At 70.1% G+C, this 15,688-nt stretch carries 14 protein-coding genes and 1 riboswitch; of the genes, 12 read left to right on the top strand and 2 right to left on the bottom strand.

The genetic code is table 11. The annotated features are described in order from the left end of the window. Positions 1–28: 28 nt before the first annotated feature. Positions 29–122, top strand: a riboswitch (TPP riboswitch). The 8 genes from thiM to argH all read left to right on the top strand — a co-directional run bounded on the left by thiM (position 113) and on the right by argH (position 10,015). Continuing rightward, positions 113–958: a hydroxyethylthiazole kinase gene (gene thiM / locus AC2D10_RS18360; RefSeq protein WP_484709669.1), complete on the top strand. Its 846-nt coding sequence runs from the start codon at positions 113–115 to the stop codon at positions 956–958. It overlaps the preceding riboswitch by 10 nt. Then, positions 955–3,102, top strand: a complete 2,148-nt coding sequence (gene thiD, locus AC2D10_RS18365) for a bifunctional hydroxymethylpyrimidine kinase/phosphomethylpyrimidine kinase (protein ID WP_484709670.1) — start codon at positions 955–957, stop codon at positions 3,100–3,102. Before thiM ends, thiD begins: the two co-directional genes overlap by 4 nt. Before the next feature lie 234 nt (positions 3,103–3,336). Next, positions 3,337–4,404: an N-acetyl-gamma-glutamyl-phosphate reductase gene (gene argC, locus AC2D10_RS18370; protein WP_484709671.1), complete on the top strand. Its 1,068-nt coding sequence runs from the start codon at positions 3,337–3,339 to the stop codon at positions 4,402–4,404. Beyond that, positions 4,401–5,558 carry a bifunctional glutamate N-acetyltransferase/amino-acid acetyltransferase ArgJ gene (argJ, locus tag AC2D10_RS18375; protein ID WP_484709673.1) on the top strand — a complete coding sequence of 386 codons (1,158 nt, stop codon included), beginning with the start codon at positions 4,401–4,403 and terminating at the stop codon, positions 5,556–5,558. The genes argC and argJ overlap by 4 nt, the downstream gene beginning before the upstream one ends. Next, complete coding sequence (argB, locus tag AC2D10_RS18380) at positions 5,555–6,454, top strand: acetylglutamate kinase (RefSeq protein WP_484709674.1); 900 nt, start codon at positions 5,555–5,557, stop codon at positions 6,452–6,454. Before argJ ends, argB begins: the two co-directional genes overlap by 4 nt. Continuing rightward, on the top strand, positions 6,451–7,656 hold the full coding sequence (locus AC2D10_RS18385; RefSeq protein WP_484709675.1) for an acetylornithine transaminase: 1,206 nt from the start codon (positions 6,451–6,453) through the stop codon (positions 7,654–7,656). Before argB ends, AC2D10_RS18385 begins: the two co-directional genes overlap by 4 nt. Further along, positions 7,653–8,585: an ornithine carbamoyltransferase gene (argF, locus tag AC2D10_RS18390; protein ID WP_484709676.1), complete on the top strand. Its 933-nt coding sequence runs from the start codon at positions 7,653–7,655 to the stop codon at positions 8,583–8,585. Before AC2D10_RS18385 ends, argF begins: the two co-directional genes overlap by 4 nt. Beyond that, positions 8,585–10,015 (top strand): argininosuccinate lyase, encoded by a 1,431-nt coding sequence (gene argH / locus AC2D10_RS18395; protein ID WP_484709678.1) that lies wholly within the window; start codon positions 8,585–8,587, stop codon positions 10,013–10,015. The genes argF and argH overlap by 1 nt, the downstream gene beginning before the upstream one ends. 26 nt (positions 10,016–10,041) lie before the next feature. On the opposite strand, the gene AC2D10_RS18400 is transcribed toward argH, so the two are convergent. Next, positions 10,042–10,629: a DUF1349 domain-containing protein gene (locus tag AC2D10_RS18400; RefSeq protein WP_484709679.1), complete on the bottom strand. Its 588-nt coding sequence runs from the start codon at positions 10,627–10,629 to the stop codon at positions 10,042–10,044. Positions 10,630–10,688: 59 nt separating this feature from the next. Here AC2D10_RS18400 and AC2D10_RS18405 point away from each other — a divergent pair, with 59 nt between their 5' ends. The 4 genes from AC2D10_RS18405 to AC2D10_RS18420 are packed head-to-tail and all read left to right on the top strand — an operon-like array spanning position 10,689 to position 14,268. Beyond that, positions 10,689–11,333: a SatD family protein gene (locus tag AC2D10_RS18405; RefSeq protein WP_484709681.1), complete on the top strand. Its 645-nt coding sequence runs from the start codon at positions 10,689–10,691 to the stop codon at positions 11,331–11,333. Further along, on the top strand, positions 11,330–12,115 hold the full coding sequence (locus AC2D10_RS18410) for a hypothetical protein (RefSeq protein ID WP_484709683.1): 786 nt from the start codon (positions 11,330–11,332) through the stop codon (positions 12,113–12,115). The genes AC2D10_RS18405 and AC2D10_RS18410 overlap by 4 nt, the downstream gene beginning before the upstream one ends. 28 nt (positions 12,116–12,143) lie before the next feature. Continuing rightward, positions 12,144–13,445 (top strand): tyrosine--tRNA ligase, encoded by a 1,302-nt coding sequence (gene tyrS, locus AC2D10_RS18415; protein ID WP_484709684.1) that lies wholly within the window; start codon positions 12,144–12,146, stop codon positions 13,443–13,445. 4 nt (positions 13,446–13,449) lie between these two features. Further along, positions 13,450–14,268: a DUF4184 family protein gene (locus AC2D10_RS18420; RefSeq protein ID WP_484709685.1), complete on the top strand. Its 819-nt coding sequence runs from the start codon at positions 13,450–13,452 to the stop codon at positions 14,266–14,268. Here AC2D10_RS18420 and AC2D10_RS18425 read toward each other — a convergent pair. Next, positions 14,247–15,572: a CoA transferase gene (locus AC2D10_RS18425; RefSeq protein WP_484709686.1), complete on the bottom strand. Its 1,326-nt coding sequence runs from the start codon at positions 15,570–15,572 to the stop codon at positions 14,247–14,249. The genes AC2D10_RS18420 and AC2D10_RS18425 overlap by 22 nt on opposite strands. Positions 15,573–15,688: the final 116 nt, after the last annotated feature.

Genomic DNA, 15,688 nt, shown 5'->3' on the forward strand with positions numbered 1-15,688 from the left:
CCGACACTCGCGCCTCGCTAGACTGCGAGCGAGTGACACGGGGTGCCGCATCCGCGGCTGAGAACAGACCCGTCGAACCTGATCTAGTTCGTACTAGCGAAGGGATGTCGCAATGAGCGATCGTCTGCGTCCATCGTCCGAATCCGTCGTCGCGGATGCCGCGGTTCTGCTGGAGCTCCTCCGGCAGAACCCGCCTCTGACGCACTGCATCACGAATGCGGTGGTCACCGGCTTCACCGCCAACGTGCTGCTCGCGGTCGGAGCCGCGCCCGCCATGGTCGACATCGTGGGGGAGGCCGGGCTCTTCGCCACAGCAGCGTCCGGCCTGCTGGTGAACCTCGGCACGCCCACGCCCGAGCAGCGCGACGCGAGTCGCGAAGCAGTGACCGGCGCCACGGAGTCCGGCACGCCGTGGGTGCTCGATCCGGTCGCGATCGGTGTTCTCCCGGTGCGCACGGCGCTCGCCGCTGAGCTGGCCGGACACCGGCCCACCGCGATCCGCGGCAACGCATCCGAGATCCTCGCACTCGCGGGGCTCAGCGGCGGCGGGCGCGGTGTCGACGCCACCGACAGCACCGACGACGCCGCGGCCGCCGCCCTGCTCCTCGCAGAGCGTCACGGCAGCGTGGTCGCGGTCTCGGGCCCGGTCGACCTGGTCACCGACGGCATGCGCGTCATCCGCATCGCGAACGGTGATCCGCAGCTGACCCTCGTCACCGGCGGCGGATGCGCGCTGGGCGCCGTGATGGCGGCGTTCCTGGGAGCCGCGCAGGCAACCGCGATCCCCGCGCTGCATGCCGTCGCTGCGGCATCGCTGGTCTACACGATCGCGGCCGAGCGCGCCGCCGCCGCATCGACGGGCCCCGGCAGCTTCGCGGTCGCGCTGCTCGACGCGCTCGCCGCCGTCCGGCCGGCCGAGCTGGCAGCCGCCGCCCGGGTCGAGGAGACCGTCCGATGAGCGCCGACCTCTCGGTCTATCTCGTCACCGACGCGGCCCTGTGCGGGGAACGCGGCGTCGTGGAGACAGTTCGTCGGGCTGTCGACGGGGGTGTGCGCATCGTGCAGCTGCGCGACAAGCAGGCCGCCGACGCCGATGTCGTGCGCCAGCTGCTCGCCCTGTCCGATGTCATCGACGGGCGGGCGCTGCTCGTGGTCAACGACCGCCTCGACGCGGCGGTGGCGGCGCGTGTCCAGGGCGCACGCGTCGACGGCGTGCATCTCGGGCAGGCCGACGACTCGGTCCTGCGCGCCCGCGAACTCCTCGGAGCGGACGCGCTGATCGGTCTCACCGCGAACAGCCCGGAACATCTGGATGCCGTGCAGGCTCTGCCAGCCGGCACCGTCGACTACCTCGGCGTCGGAGTCATCCGTCCCACGCTCACCAAGCCGGATCACCCGCCGGCTCTGGGCGTGGAGGGTTTCCGCGCCTTCGCCGCTGCGAGTCCGCTGCCGTGCGTCGCGATCGGTGGTGTGGGGATCGACGACACCGAGAGCCTGCGTGATGCCGGCGCGGCGGGCCTCGCGGTCGTGTCGGCGCTCTGCGCGGCAGAGGATCCCCGCGCGACGGCCGCCGCGTTCGTGCGGCGCTGGCGTCGCAGCGGGGTGCCGCGGGTGCTGAGCATCGCCGGAAGCGATCCTTCCGGTGGCGCGGGGATCCAGGCCGACCTCAAGTCCATCGCGGCGAACGGCGGATACGGCATGGCGGCGATCACCGCCCTCACTGCACAGAGCACCCGTGGCGTCAGCGGCGTGCACGTGCCCCCGGCGAAGTTCCTCCAGGCGCAGCTCGACGCGCTCTCGGCCGACATCGTCATCGACGCGGTCAAGATCGGGATGCTGGCCGATGCCGCCGTCGTCCATGTGGTGACCGCGTGGCTCGACCGGGAGCGACCGCCGATCGTGGTGCTGGATCCCGTGATGGTGGCCACCAGCGGCGATCGGCTCCTCGACACCGCCGCGGAGTCAGCCCTGCACGAGCTGATGAGCCGGGCCCACATGATCACTCCGAACCTCGCCGAACTGGCGGTGCTCGTCGGCCGCGACATCGGCGGCTGGGATGACGCGCTCGCCGCGGCGGAGCAGCTCTCGAGTCGAACCGGCGCCGCCGTGCTGGTCAAGGGCGGACACCTGTCGGGCGACGAGGCGCCGGATGCGCTCGTGGACGCCCGACACGCGACCAGGCGCGAGTACCCCGGTGCACGCATCGCGACCGGGAACACGCACGGCACAGGATGCTCGCTCTCGTCCGCGATCGTGACGCTTCTCGCTCGCGGATCCGACGCGGGGGAGGCGGTCGAGGCGGCGCGAGCGTGGCTGCGGGAGTCGCTGCGCGAAAGCGGGTCTCTGCAGGTCGGCGGCGGCCACGGACCCGTTCATCACTTCGCCGGGCTCTGGGTGCGCGGAGGTCTGGCCACGCGTCCCACCGCGCGCGAGGTGGCAGCTAGGTGGTGGGACGGCATCGCGCAGACCAGGGCCGAGATCGACGCGCTGCCGTTCATCAGAGGACTGGCCGACGGCACCCTGTCCCGTGCCGCCTTCGTGTCGTATCTCGCGCAGGACGCGCTCTACCTGCGCGAGTACGCCCGCGTCCTCGCCGAGGCGGCACGGCTGGCTCCGACATCTGCCGAGCAGGCGTTCTGGGCGGATGCCGCGCACGGATCGATCGCGGGAGAGCTCGAGCTGCACGCGTCGTGGCTCACCCCGTCGCACGGGGTGGGAAGCGCGACCTTCGCGGCGGCGCCGTCCGCCGTCACCACGGCCTACCTCGACCATCTGCGTGCGACGGCGTTCGGCGGCGACTACGCCGAACTGATCGCGGCGCTGCTGCCGTGCTTCTGGCTCTACACGGACCTCGGGGAGCGCCTGCGGGCGGGGGACTTCGGCGAGTACGCCCAGGACCCCGCTCATCCGTTCGCGTCGTGGCTCGCGACCTACGCCGACCCGGCGTTCGCGCAGGCCACCGCGCAGGCGGTCGCGTACGTCACCGAGACGGCGGCGGCATCCGACGACGCCACGCGCGTCCGGATGCGCTGTGCCTTCGACGCCTCCAGCATCCACGAGCGGGAGTTCTTCCGCGCACCGGGGGCGGTCCACGCGGTCTGATGACGCGGGGAATTTGCGGATGCCGTCGGCGGCGCGCTACTGTCGCGGCATGCCTTCGGCCGCATCCGCCTCCTCGACGCTCGTTCCGAGCGTCGTCGTGGTGCGCCGGCGCCGGGCCGACCGCCGACTCTAGGCGACCCCGCGCTTCTGCCTGAACGGCGGTCGAGTGCCGGCGTCGCCGCCTCGGCCATCCTCCTGAGCTCTGACGAAGAGCCCGACCGTTAAGGTAGAACCATGACGTACACCGTCGCCGTCTCCGGCGCATCCGGCTATGCGGGCGGCGAGATCCTGCGCCTCCTCGCCGGTCACCCCGACATCGAGATCCGCACCGTCACGGCGCACTCGAACGCCGGGCAACCCCTGATCCAGCAGCAACCGCATCTGCGCTCGCTCGCCGGCCTCCAGCTGCAGGACACGACGCCCGAGATCCTCGCGGGGCACGACATCGTGTTCCTCGCTCTGCCGCACGGTCAGTCCGGCCAGTACACCGACGCCCTCGGCAGCACGCCGCTGGTCATCGACGCGGGCGCCGATCACCGACTCACGTCGCCGGGGGACTGGGACGCGTTCTACGGCGGAGCGTTCCACGAGCCCTGGGCCTACGGGGTTCCCGAACTCCTCGTCGACGGAGGCAAGCAGCGCGAGCAGCTGCGCGGGGCGTCGCGGATCGCCGCCCCCGGCTGCAACGCCTCCACGGTCAGCCTCAGCCTGGTGCCCGGTATCGCGGCCGGAGTGATCGAGCCCGGCGACATCGTCTCCGTGCTCGCCGTCGGCCCGTCCGGTGCCGGCAAGAGCCTCAAGACGAACCTGCTCGCCAGCGAGATCCTCGGCACCGCCAACCCCTACGCGGTCGGCGGCACGCACCGGCACATCCCCGAGATCCGTCAGGCGCTCGCCGCGGCGCTCTCCTCTTCAGGCTCAGGCGCTCGGGCCGACGACATCCGCATCACCTTCACCCCCGTGCTTGTGCCGATGTCGCGCGGCATCCTGGCAACCTCCACGGCGCGCATCGCCGACGGCGTGACCGACGCACAGATCCGCGAGGCGTGGGAGAGCTCGTACGCCGACGAGACCTTCGTGCACCTGCTCCCCGAGGGCAGCTTCCCGCGCACGGCAGACGTGTTGGGCGCCAACACCGCTCTCATCGGTCTCGCGATCGATCGAGCCGCGAACCGCGTCACGGTCGTCACCGCCGTGGACAACCTCGTGAAGGGCACGGCCGGGGCCGCCATCCAGTCCATGAACATCGCGCTCGGGCTTCCCGAGGACCGCGCCCTCTCGATCAACGGAGTCGCACCATGAGCGTCACTGCCCCTGCAGGATTCGAGGCGGCCGGCGTCGCCGTCGGTCTCAAGTCCACCGGCAAGCCCGACGTCGCCGTGGTCGTCAACCGGGGGCCGCGCAAGGTCGGCGCCGCCGTCTTCACCAGCAACCGCGCCAAGGCGAACCCGATCATCTGGTCGCAGCAGGCCGTGGCCGACCGCGTGGTCGAGGCTGTGGTGCTCAACTCCGGCGGAGCCAACTGCTTCACCGGCAGCTTCGGCTTCCAGACCACGCATCAGACAGCAGAGAAGGCCGCCGAGCTTCTGGGTGTGAGCGCCGGTGACGTGCTGGTGTGCTCGACCGGTCTGATCGGCACGGGCGACGAGGTTTTCCGCGCCAAGGTCCTCGAGGGCACGGAGCAGGCGATCGCGGCATTGAGCGCCGACGGCGGAGACATCGCGGCCGAGGCCATCATGACCACGGACTCGGTGTCGAAGACCGCCGTCGTGCAGCGCGAGGGCTGGTCGATCGGCGGCATGGCCAAGGGAGCCGGGATGCTGGCGCCGGGCCTGGCGACGATGCTCGTCGTGATCACGACCGACGCCGACCTCGAACCCCTCGATGCCGACGCCGCGCTGCGCGCCGCCACCGGCCGCACCTTCGATCGCCTCGACTCCGACGGCTGCATGTCGACCAACGACCAGGTCACGCTGCTCGCCAACGGCGCCAGCGGCATCCGCCCCGAACTCGAGGACTTCACGGCCGCGCTGATCGAACTCTCGCAGCAGCTCGCGGTGAAGCTCCAGGGCGATGCCGAGGGTGCCAGCCACGACATCACCATCGAGGTCCGCGGCGCCGCCACCGAGAAGGACGCCGTCGAGGTCGGACGCTCGGTCGCCCGCAACAACCTGTTCAAGGCCGCGATCTTCGGCAACGACCCGAACTGGGGACGCGTGCTGGCTGCGATCGGCACCACCGGAGCCCGGTTCGACCCGTACGACGTCGACGTGTGGATGAACGACGTGCGCGTGTGCACCGCTGGCGGTCCCGATCGTCCGCGCGAGGAGGTCGATCTCACACCCCGCGCCACGCATCTCGTGATCGACCTGCGCGTCGGCGACGACACCGCGACGATCCTCACGAACGACCTGACGCACGACTACGTGCACGAGAACAGCGCGTACGCCTCATGACCGACATCCAGGACACTCCCGCCGAGGTGGCGGCGCAGAAGGCCACCACGCTCATCGAGTCGCTGCCGTGGCTGAAGAAGTTCCGCGACCAGATCGTCGTCGTCAAGTACGGCGGCAACGCCATGGTGTCCGAAGAGCTGCAGGAGGCCTTCGCGCAGGACATCGCGTACCTGCGCTACGTGGGCGTGCTGCCCGTTGTCGTGCACGGTGGCGGTCCGCAGATCTCCGACATGCTGCAGCGCCTCGACATCCCCAGCGAGTTCAAGGGCGGCTACCGCGTCACTAACACCGAGGCCATCGGCGTCGTGCGCATGGTGCTCACCGGGCAGGTGAACCCGCAGCTGGTCACCAAGATCAACTCGCACGGGCCGATAGCCACCGGACTCAGCGGCGAGGACGCGGGTCTCTTCGGCGGTCGCCGCCGCGGCGTCATGATCGACGGCGAAGAGGTCGATCTCGGACGCGTGGGTGATGTGGTCGAGGTCGACCCCACGCCGGTGCTCGATCACCTCGCCGCCGGCCGTATCCCGGTCGTTTCCAGCATCGCCCCCGACCTCGACCACCCGGGGCACTCGCTCAACGTGAACGCGGATGCCGCGGCATCTGCCCTGGCCGTCGCGCTGAACGCCCGCAAGCTCGTGATCCTCACCGACGTGCCGGGCCTCTACGCCGACTGGCCCAACCGCGAGTCCCTGGTCTCGCACCTCACCTCGACGGCACTGATCGAGATGCTGCCGGCGCTGGAGTCGGGCATGATCCCGAAGATGCGCGCGTGCCTCGAAGCGGTCGAGGGCGGCGTGGACGCCGCGGCGATCATCGACGGGCGGGTGCCGCACTCGGTGCTCGTCGAACTCTTCACCAACAAAGGAATCGGAACGGAAGTGGTGGCAGGATGACCATCTGGCAGGATGACGCGGATCGCGATCTGGTGCTCAACGCGGGGGCTCGCCTCGCGCTGCTCACCCGCGGTGAAGGCTCCTACCTCTGGGACTCCGAGGGGCGACGCCACCTGGACTTCCTCGCCGGCATCGCCGTGACCTCGCTCGGTCACGCGCACCCGGTCTTCGTCGAGGCGGTCTCGCGCCAGGCGGCCACGCTCGCGCACGTCTCGAACTACTTCGCCACGCCCTCGCAGCTGGCGCTCGCCGCACGGCTCAAGCGCCTCGCCGGGGCGGGCATCGGCGGGCGGGTGTTCTTCTCGAACTCCGGTGCCGAGGCCAACGAGGCCGCGTTCAAGCTCGCGCGTCTGCACGGCGGAACCGAGCGTCCGCGCATCCTGGCGCTCGAGAACGGGTTCCACGGTCGCACGATGGGCTCTCTCGCACTCACGGCCAAGGCGTCGATGCGCGCGCCGTTCGAGCCGATGCCGGGTGGCGTCGAGCACATCCCGGCCACGATCGAGGCGCTCGAGGCCGCGATCGACGACCGCGTCGCCGCCGTCATCGTCGAGCCGATCCAGGGCGAGGCCGGTGTCGTCGAGCTCCCGGAGGGATACCTCGCCGCCGCACGCTCCCTGACCCTGGCGCACGGCGCGCTGCTGATCGTCGACGAGATCCAGACCGGCGCCGGCCGCACGGGTGCATGGTTCGGCTTCAGCCACGAGAACATCACGCCCGATGCCATCACGCTGGCCAAGGGCATCGGCGGAGGATTCCCGATCGGCGCGCTCGTGACCTACGGCTCCGCCAGTGACCTGTTCACTCCCGGATCGCACGGCTCGACGTTCGGTGGCAATCCGCTTGCGACCGCGGTCGCCGACGCGGTGCTCGCCGAGATCGAGAACGCCGGACTCGTCGAGAACTCGGCCCGGCGCGGTGTCGAGCTGCGCGACATCCTGCTCGGCATCGATTCCCCGCTGATCACCGGCGTCCGCGGTCGCGGACTCCTGATCGGGGTCGCACTGGCCGAGCCCGTCGCCGGCGCCGTGGTCGCGGCGGCGCAGGAACGCGGCCTCATCGTCAACGCCGCCAATCCCGACACCGTCCGCATCGCCCCGGCGCTCACGATCGGCGATGCCGAGATCGCAGAGTTCCGCGAGCTGTTCACGGCCGCCCTCGCCGACGTCCAGGCATCCCTCCTCGGAAAGGTTCCCGCATGACCACCCGCCACCTGCTGCGTGACGATGATCTGACGCCCGCCGAGCAGGCCGAGATCCTCGATCTCGCCATCGAGCTGAAGAAGGACCGCTGGGCCGACAAGAGCCTGGCCGGTCCCCAGACCGTCGCCGTGATCTTCGACAAGTCCTCGACCCGCACCCGCGTCTCGTTCGCGGTGGGCATCGCGGACCTCGGCGGTTCGCCGCTGATCATCTCGACCGCCAGCAGCCAGCTCGGCGGCAAGGAGACGCCCTCCGACACGGCACGAGTGCTGGAGCGTCAGGTCGCCGCCATCGTCTGGCGCACCTACGCCCAGTCGGGCCTCGAGGAGATGGCGGCCGGAACGCGCGTTCCGGTCATCAACGCGCTCTCCGACGACTTCCACCCGTGCCAGCTGCTGGCCGACCTGCTCACGATCCGCGAGCACAAGGGCGAGCTGAAGGGGCTGACGCTCACGTTCCTCGGTGACGGGCAGAGCAACATGGCGCACTCCTACGCGCTGGCCGGCGTCACCGCCGGCATGCACGTGCGCATTGCGTCGCCGGCGGACTACTCGCCGCGCGCCGATGTGGTCGCGGCCGCAGACCGTCGTGCGGCCGAGACGGGCGGATCGATCACGCTCTACACCGACGCGGTCGAAGCCGCAGCCGGCGCCGACGTCGTGGTCACCGACACCTGGGTGTCGATGGGCAAGGAAGAGGAGAAGCTCGCGCGCATCCGCGATCTCGGCGGCTACAAGGTCACCCCCGAGACGATGGAACTCGCCGACTCCGAGGCCATCTTCATCCACTGCCTCCCGGCCGATCGCGGCTACGAGGTCGACTCCTCGGTCATCGACGGTCCGCAGAGCGTGGTCTGGGACGAGGCCGAGAACCGCCTGCACGCGCAGAAGGCACTTCTGGTGTGGCTGCTCAGGAAGAAGGACGACTGATGACCGCCGACAAGCACGAAGGCACCAACGAGGGCGCGCTCTGGGGCGCGCGCTTCGCGACCGGACCCGCGCCGGAACTCGTCGAGCTCAGCCGTTCGACGCACTTCGACTGGATCCTCGCGCCCTACGACATCGCGGGGTCGCACGCGCACGCGACCGCACTCGCCGCCGCAGGCTACCTCGAGCCGGATGAGCTCACCCAGATGCATGCCGGGCTCGATGCCGTGGCCGGCCGGGTCGCCGACGGGACGCTGCTGCCCGCGCCAAGTGATGAAGACGTGCACGGTGCTCTCGAGCAGGCACTGATCGCCGAGCTCGGACCCGAGCTGGGTGGACGCCTGCGCGCCGGACGCAGTCGCAACGATCAGATCGCCACGCTGGTGCGGATGTACCTGATCGACCACGCGCGCGTGATCGCCCGCGATCTGCTCCGCGTGATCGACGCGCTCGTGGCGCAGGCCGAAGCGCACCCCGACGCCATCCTGCCGGGACGCACGCATCTGCAGCACGCGCAGCCGGTCCTGCTCGCCCACCACCTGCTCGCCCACGGCTGGCCGCTGGTGCGCGAGCTCGAGCGGCTCGTGGACTGGCGTCGCCGCGCCGGCGTCTCGCCGTACGGCGGGGGAGCGCTGGCTGGTTCGACCCTGGGCCTCGACCCGGCTCTGGTGGCCGCCGAGCTCGGCCTCGATCGTCCGGCCGAGAATTCACTCGACGGCACCGCCGCCCGCGACGTGGTGGCGGAGTTCGCGTTCATCACGGCGATGACGGGCGTCGACATCTCGCGCCTGTCCGAGGAGATCATCCTCTGGAACACCCGCGAGTTCGGGTTCGTGACCCTCGACGACGGCTACTCGACGGGCTCGAGCATCATGCCGCAGAAGAAGAACCCCGACATCGCCGAGCTCGCCCGCGGCAAGTCCGGCCGGCTGATCGGCAACCTCTCGGGGCTGCTGGCCACGCTCAAGGGTCTCCCGCTCGCGTACAACCGTGATCTGCAGGAGGACAAGGAGCCGGTGTTCGACTCCGTGCAGACGCTCGAGGTCGTGCTCCCTGCGTTCGCGGGCATGATCTCGACGCTGCGCTTCGACACGGCGCGCATGGCGGAGCTCGCCCCGCAGGGGTTCTCACTCGCGACCGATGTCGCCGAGTGGCTGGTCAAGCGACGCGTGCCGTTCCGTGATGCGCATGAGATCTCCGGCGCGCTCGTGCGGGCGTGCGAAGAACAGGGGATCGGCCTCGAGGACGCCTCGGACGAGCTGCTTCTCTCGGTGTCGCCTCACCTGGTCGCGGAGGTGCGCGAGGTCCTCACGATCGAGGGGTCGGTCGCGTCGCGCACCGGTGTCGGCGGCACGGCTCCCGTGCGGGTGGCCGAGCAGCGCGCCGAACTGGTGGCGCGGGCGCAGGCCGCCGCCCACGCACTCGGACTGTAGCCGCCGCCGACCGTCGCCGATCGGCCTCAGTGCAGGTCGGCGTCTGCGGCGGACCGCTCCCATCGGGTGAACCGCACGGTGAGTCCCGAACGGGTGGGCGCGGCGAGGAACGGTCCTGCCGCGGCCGAGGCGGCGCCGTCGAACGGCGCGACCCGCACGAGACGCCAGTCGCCCTGGTCGGCGCGCGCGCGGATGATCAGGGCATCCGGCCACCGGCTGATGCGCACGGTGATCTCGCTGTCGATCCAGTCGTCCACGTGCCCGACCGACCAGTCCGAGCGCCCGGCCGTGACGACGGCGCCGAGGCCGAGGTGACCGTCGGCGAACTCGACGCCGCTCTTGACCCAGTTCTCGTCGTCGGTGCGGACGAAGATGCCCGCCTGATCGAACTGTCCGTCCCAGGGTGCGCGGAACGACACGTCCATCGCCTCGCCGACCGCGAGCGGCGAGAGCAGTGCGTGCTCCGTGTCGTGCACGAATCCGTAAGCGGTGTGCCGCCAGGCGTCACTGCCTTCGGCGGCGGTGACCTCGAGGTGGGTGCCCGCGTCGTGGGTGTGCGTCGGCGGGTGAGTCCAGGTACCGTGCGACCACGGGATGATGTGCGATTCAGGCATAATCCAGAACTATAGCCAAATTACGCATTAAACGAAAGTATTCGTGTTACGGTTATGTCATGGTCGCTGCCGTCATCGCCGACATCGTGGGCTCACGCAAGCTGCACGATCGCACCGTCGCGCAACGGATCCTCGACGAGACGATCGCCCGCGTCGAGACCGATCATCCCCTCGCGATCCAGGCGCTCACGCCCACGGTAGGCGACGAGCAGCAGGCTGTCTATCGTCGCGTGGAGGATGCCGTGACGGCGCTGCTGATGATCCAGCTGACGCTCCCCGACGGCATCGCCTTCCGCTTCGGAATCGGAGTGGGAGCGATCACCGCCGTCGACTCGGCCCACGGCGAACTGACCGACGGGCCGGGCTGGTGGGCCGCGCGCGAGGCGATCGAGATCGTGCATGCGCGCGAGCGTCGGGCCGTGCCGCGCACCCGTACCTGGATTGTCGGAGCCCCCGGGCAGGATGAGGCCATGGAATCCACGCTCGCCGCCACCAACGCCTACCTTCTGGCGCGCGATGAGCTCGTCGGCGCGATGAGCGAGCGGGAGCGCCGCCTCACGTACGGTCGGCTGACCGGACGGTCCCAGAGCGAACTCGCGGCGCTCGAGAACATCACGCAGCCCAGCGTGTCGAAGTCGTTGCGCAGCGCCGGCGCCGCAGCGATCATCGAGGGTCTGGCCACGATCCGAGGCGAGCGCGCATGATCGTCGCCGGATTCATCCTGCTGGCGATCGGGGCCGCCGATCTCGTGCGGCAGTTCGCACCGATCCGGTGGATCGGCTACCTCGCGACGGTCATCCTTCTCCTCCTCCTGGGCAGTGTCAGCGATGCCCTGCTGCCGATGCTGGCGGCGCTCGTGCTCGGCGCCGTCTGGGTCTGGTGCATGCCCGACGGGCGCCCGACGCTCGCCGGTTTCTGGCCCGCCGTGGTGCTCGCGCTCGTGAGCGTCGTCGCCGTCGTCCTGATCGGTGACCGTGACACCGCCGGCATGATCGGCGACGTCTGGCAGCTGCGGTCCCCGTTCGGTGCGGTCTCCTTCGATCTCGCCATCTTGACGCTCGGACTCGGAGCCTTCCTCCTGGAGTCCGCGAACCTCGTCGTTCGCGCTGCGCTCGACGGCGAGCACACCTGGCGACCCGTCGAGAAGCAGATCCCCGAGAAAGCGTCCATCGAGGCAGCGACCCCGGGTGCGGCCGTCGACGGCGAACCGGCCACGCATGCACCCGTGCCGGACCGGCGCGGTGCGTTCCAGGGAGGACGACTGATCGGTCCCCTCGAGCGGATGCTGGTGATGATCCTCACCCTCGCAGCCGCCTACCCGGTGCTCGCCGCCATGCTCGCGGCGAAGGGCATCGTCCGCTTCCCCGAGATCTCTCGTGACGGCGAGACCGGAGCCCGAGCGGAGTATTTCCTCGTGGGCAGCCTGGTCAGCTGGGTCATCGCGCTCAGCGCGGCATTCCTCGTCTGGTGGGCCGCGAACAGTTGAACCGTCTCGCGCTGATAGCCTGGATCGCGTGTCTGAATCCGCTCTGACGACCGCTGTGCCGGCGATCGATCCCACGTTCGAGAACGTGTGGGACGAACTGCTGTGGCGCGGCCTCGTCCACGTGTCCACCGACCAGGAGGCGCTGCGCGCCCTTCTCGCCGGAGACCCGATCACGTATTACTGCGGCTTCGATCCGACGGCACCGAGCCTGCACCTGGGAAACCTGGTGCAGCTGCTCACGATGCGTCGCCTCCAGCTCGCCGGGCACAAGCCGCTCGGCCTCGTCGGCGGATCCACCGGACTCATCGGCGACCCTCGGCCGACCGCCGAACGCACACTGAACACGCCCGAGACCGTGTCGGAGTGGGTCGACCGGCTCCGCGGACAGGTGCAGCGCTACCTGAGCTTCGAGGGCGACAACGCCGCGCGCATGGTGAACAACCTCGACTGGACCGCGCCGATGTCGGCGATCGACTTCCTGCGCGAGGTCGGCAAGCACTACCGGGTCGGCACGATGCTGAAGAAGGATGCGGTCGCTGCGCGACTCAACTCCGACGAGGGCATCAGCTACACCGAGTTCAGCTACCAGATCCTGCAGGGGATGGACTACCTCGAGCTCTACCGCCAGTACGGCTGCGTGCTGCAGACCGGCGGATCCGATCAGTGGGGCAACCTGACCAGCGGCACCGACCTCATCCGTCGTGCCGAGGGGGTGTCGGCCCACGCCATCGGCACGCCGCTGATCACCAACAGCGACGGCACCAAGTTCGGCAAGAGCGAGGGCAATGCGGTCTGGCTCGACCCCGAGATGTGCAGCCCGTACCGGATGTACCAGTTCTGGCTCAGCACCGCCGACAGCGATGTGATCGGGCGGCTCAAGGTGTTCACGTTCCTCAGTCGCGCCGAGATCGAGGAGTACGCGGCGCTGGTAGAGTCCGAGCCGTTCCGTCGCGCCGCGCAGAAGCGCCTGGCTCTCGAGGTGACGACCACGGTCCACGGCATCGACGCGACTGCCGCGGTGATAGCGGCATCCGAGGCGCTCTTCGGCCAGGGAGATCTGACCGCGCTCGATGCCGCGACACTGCGGACGGCCCTCGAAGAGCTGCCGCACGCCACGGTCGCAGCCGGTACGTCTGTACTCGATGCCCTTGTGGCGACCGGGCTGGTGTCGAGTCTGTCCGATGCACGGCGAGCGATCAGCCAGGGCGGCGTCTCACTCGACGGTGAGCGTGTGGAAGACGACTCCGCGACCATCCGGGGCGGGCTGCCCGGGGGAGTGTCGGTGCTGCGCCGCGGCAAGAAGACCCTCGCCGGCGTCTTCCTGAGCTGAGCGGATGCCGTTCACACCCAGTCACGCGATCGTCGCGCTTCCGTTCATCCGAACACCGCTGGTGCCGGCGGCGATCGCGATCGGGGCGATGACGCCAGATCTTCCGCTGTTCCTGCGGGGGGTGGGGCTGAGCTATCCGTTCACGCACGCGTTCGGCAACGTGCTGTGGACGGCACTGGTGGCCCTGGTTCTCTTCCTCGTGTGGCGGGTGGTGCTGCGTCCGGCCGCGGGCGAGCTCGCTCCGGCGTGGCTCGCGCGCCGTCTGCCGCAGGAGTGGTCCGTCGGCGGGGTCGAGGCGGCCGGTCGGGCGGTCGGAGTCGGGGTCGGACGCCCGGCGTTTCCGCTGCTCCTCGCGGTGTCGCTGCTGCTCGGGGTGCTCTCGCACATCGTCTGGGATCTCTTCACGCACGAGGGCCGGTGGGGTGTCGAGCTGTTCCCGAGTCTCGACGCCATGTGGGGTCCGCTGCCGGGATTCAAGTGGCTGCAGCACGGATCCAGTGTCCTGGGGCTCGTCGGCATCGCGATCTGGGCGGTGCTCCGACTGCGTCGGACAGAACCTCGTGCGGGCGTTCGGCAGCGTCTGCCGTTCGGCGCCCGCGTCACCTGGTGGGCATCGTTGCCGATCATCTTGATCGCTGCGGCGGTGCTCGGACTTGCGCTGTTCGGGCCTCTCACGGACGAGTTCACCGTGCAGCACCTGGCTTATCGGGTACTGCCCCCCGCGTGCGCGCTCTGGGGCGGCATCACCCTGCTCCTGTGCGCGGGGATCTCGCTGACGAGCCGGGCCGGTCGTCGTACGGGTCAGTCCGACCAGCGCGGCTGATCCGATCCCCACCGGTGCGGGGGAGCGAACCGTGTGCCGGGAAGCGCAGACGCCGCCGTCGTCACCGCGATGCCGTCGACGTCGAATCGCTCGACGTGCGCAGTCGGGTCGAATGCGATGGTCTGCACGGGGTCCGTCCGGCGCGGCATACCCAGCAGTTCGGCGGCGATGCGACGCAGTGACGTGTGCACCAGCCACCCGTTGCCCTCGTCGGAGCGACGCTGGATCGCTCGGGTGATCGCGGCGGCCAGGAGATAGCCCGCGCTGTGATCGAGTGCTTGCGCAGGGAGAACGCCGGGCCGGTCGCCGTCGGGGGACTCGACCATGGCGATACCGGACTCGGCCTGCACGAGGCTGTCGAAGCCCGCGCGCTCCGGGTGATCCGATCCCCACGCGCTCAGCTGGCCGATCACCAGGGACGGATGACGCCGATGAAGGGTCTGCGGGTCGAGGCCGAGTCGGGCGAGGGCTGCGGGACGGTATCCGAGAACGACGACGTCGGCGCAAGCCAAGAGCTCATCCATCGCGGGGGAGCGGGCGTCGAGCCGGGCCGATCGCTTGCCGTGCCCGGTGTCGAAGTGCTGCCACTCGGGTTCCGCGAGGTGCGGCGGGTCGATGCGAAGGACGTCTGCACCGAGCACGGCGAGGGTACGCGTACAGACCGGCCCCGCGATGACGCGGGTGAGATCGAGCACCCGCACGCCGGCGAGGGGCGCCGACGAGTGCACCTGTCGTGCTGTGCGCGGAGAAGCGGAGGGCCCGAGCGCCTGCATCTCGACCAGCGGACTGCGTCGAAGCGATGCGTCGACGGGCGGCCGTTCCCGCCTCACGCGCACCGCGAGACCGCCCGCGGCGGAGATGGCGTCGACCGCCTCCGCCGAGGGGCAGGCCTCGAGAGTGCGGGCGATTGCTTCGACACTTGCCGACTCGTCGAGCCGGAGCGCGTCGCGCAGGCCACGCGCGTGGTGCGGATAGTTCCCGTGGGTGCGGATCCATCCGTCCGACGTGCGCCAGAACCCGGAGAGTGCCGACCACACGGCGGGTGCTGCGCCGTCGATCGTGAGGACACGGTCACTGCGGTAGGCGACGGCGACCCTATTTCGATCGACCCTTGCTGCGTCGAGGTGTGCAGTGAGTGTCGCGGCCGTCACGCTCGCCCATGCCAGTGATCCGATGTCGAGCCGCGACGAGAGGGGGACCGTCGTGAATCCGCGGGGGAACGCAGGGGGCGGGGCATCGATCGAGAGTTCCGACAGCACGCGAGCGAGCAGCGTGTGCGCGGACCGTCCGGCCAGATCAGTCATGGCGCGAGCGTACTCCTCGCCGACCTGCGGATGGAAACCGTCTCCGACCTGCGGGAAACCGGGGTGTGGGTGGTAGCGACACGCCCGGGGTGGGTGCCCCGATTTGCCAGAACCTC

It is taken from the genome of Microbacterium sp. PI-SA-G, assembly GCF_057215335.1.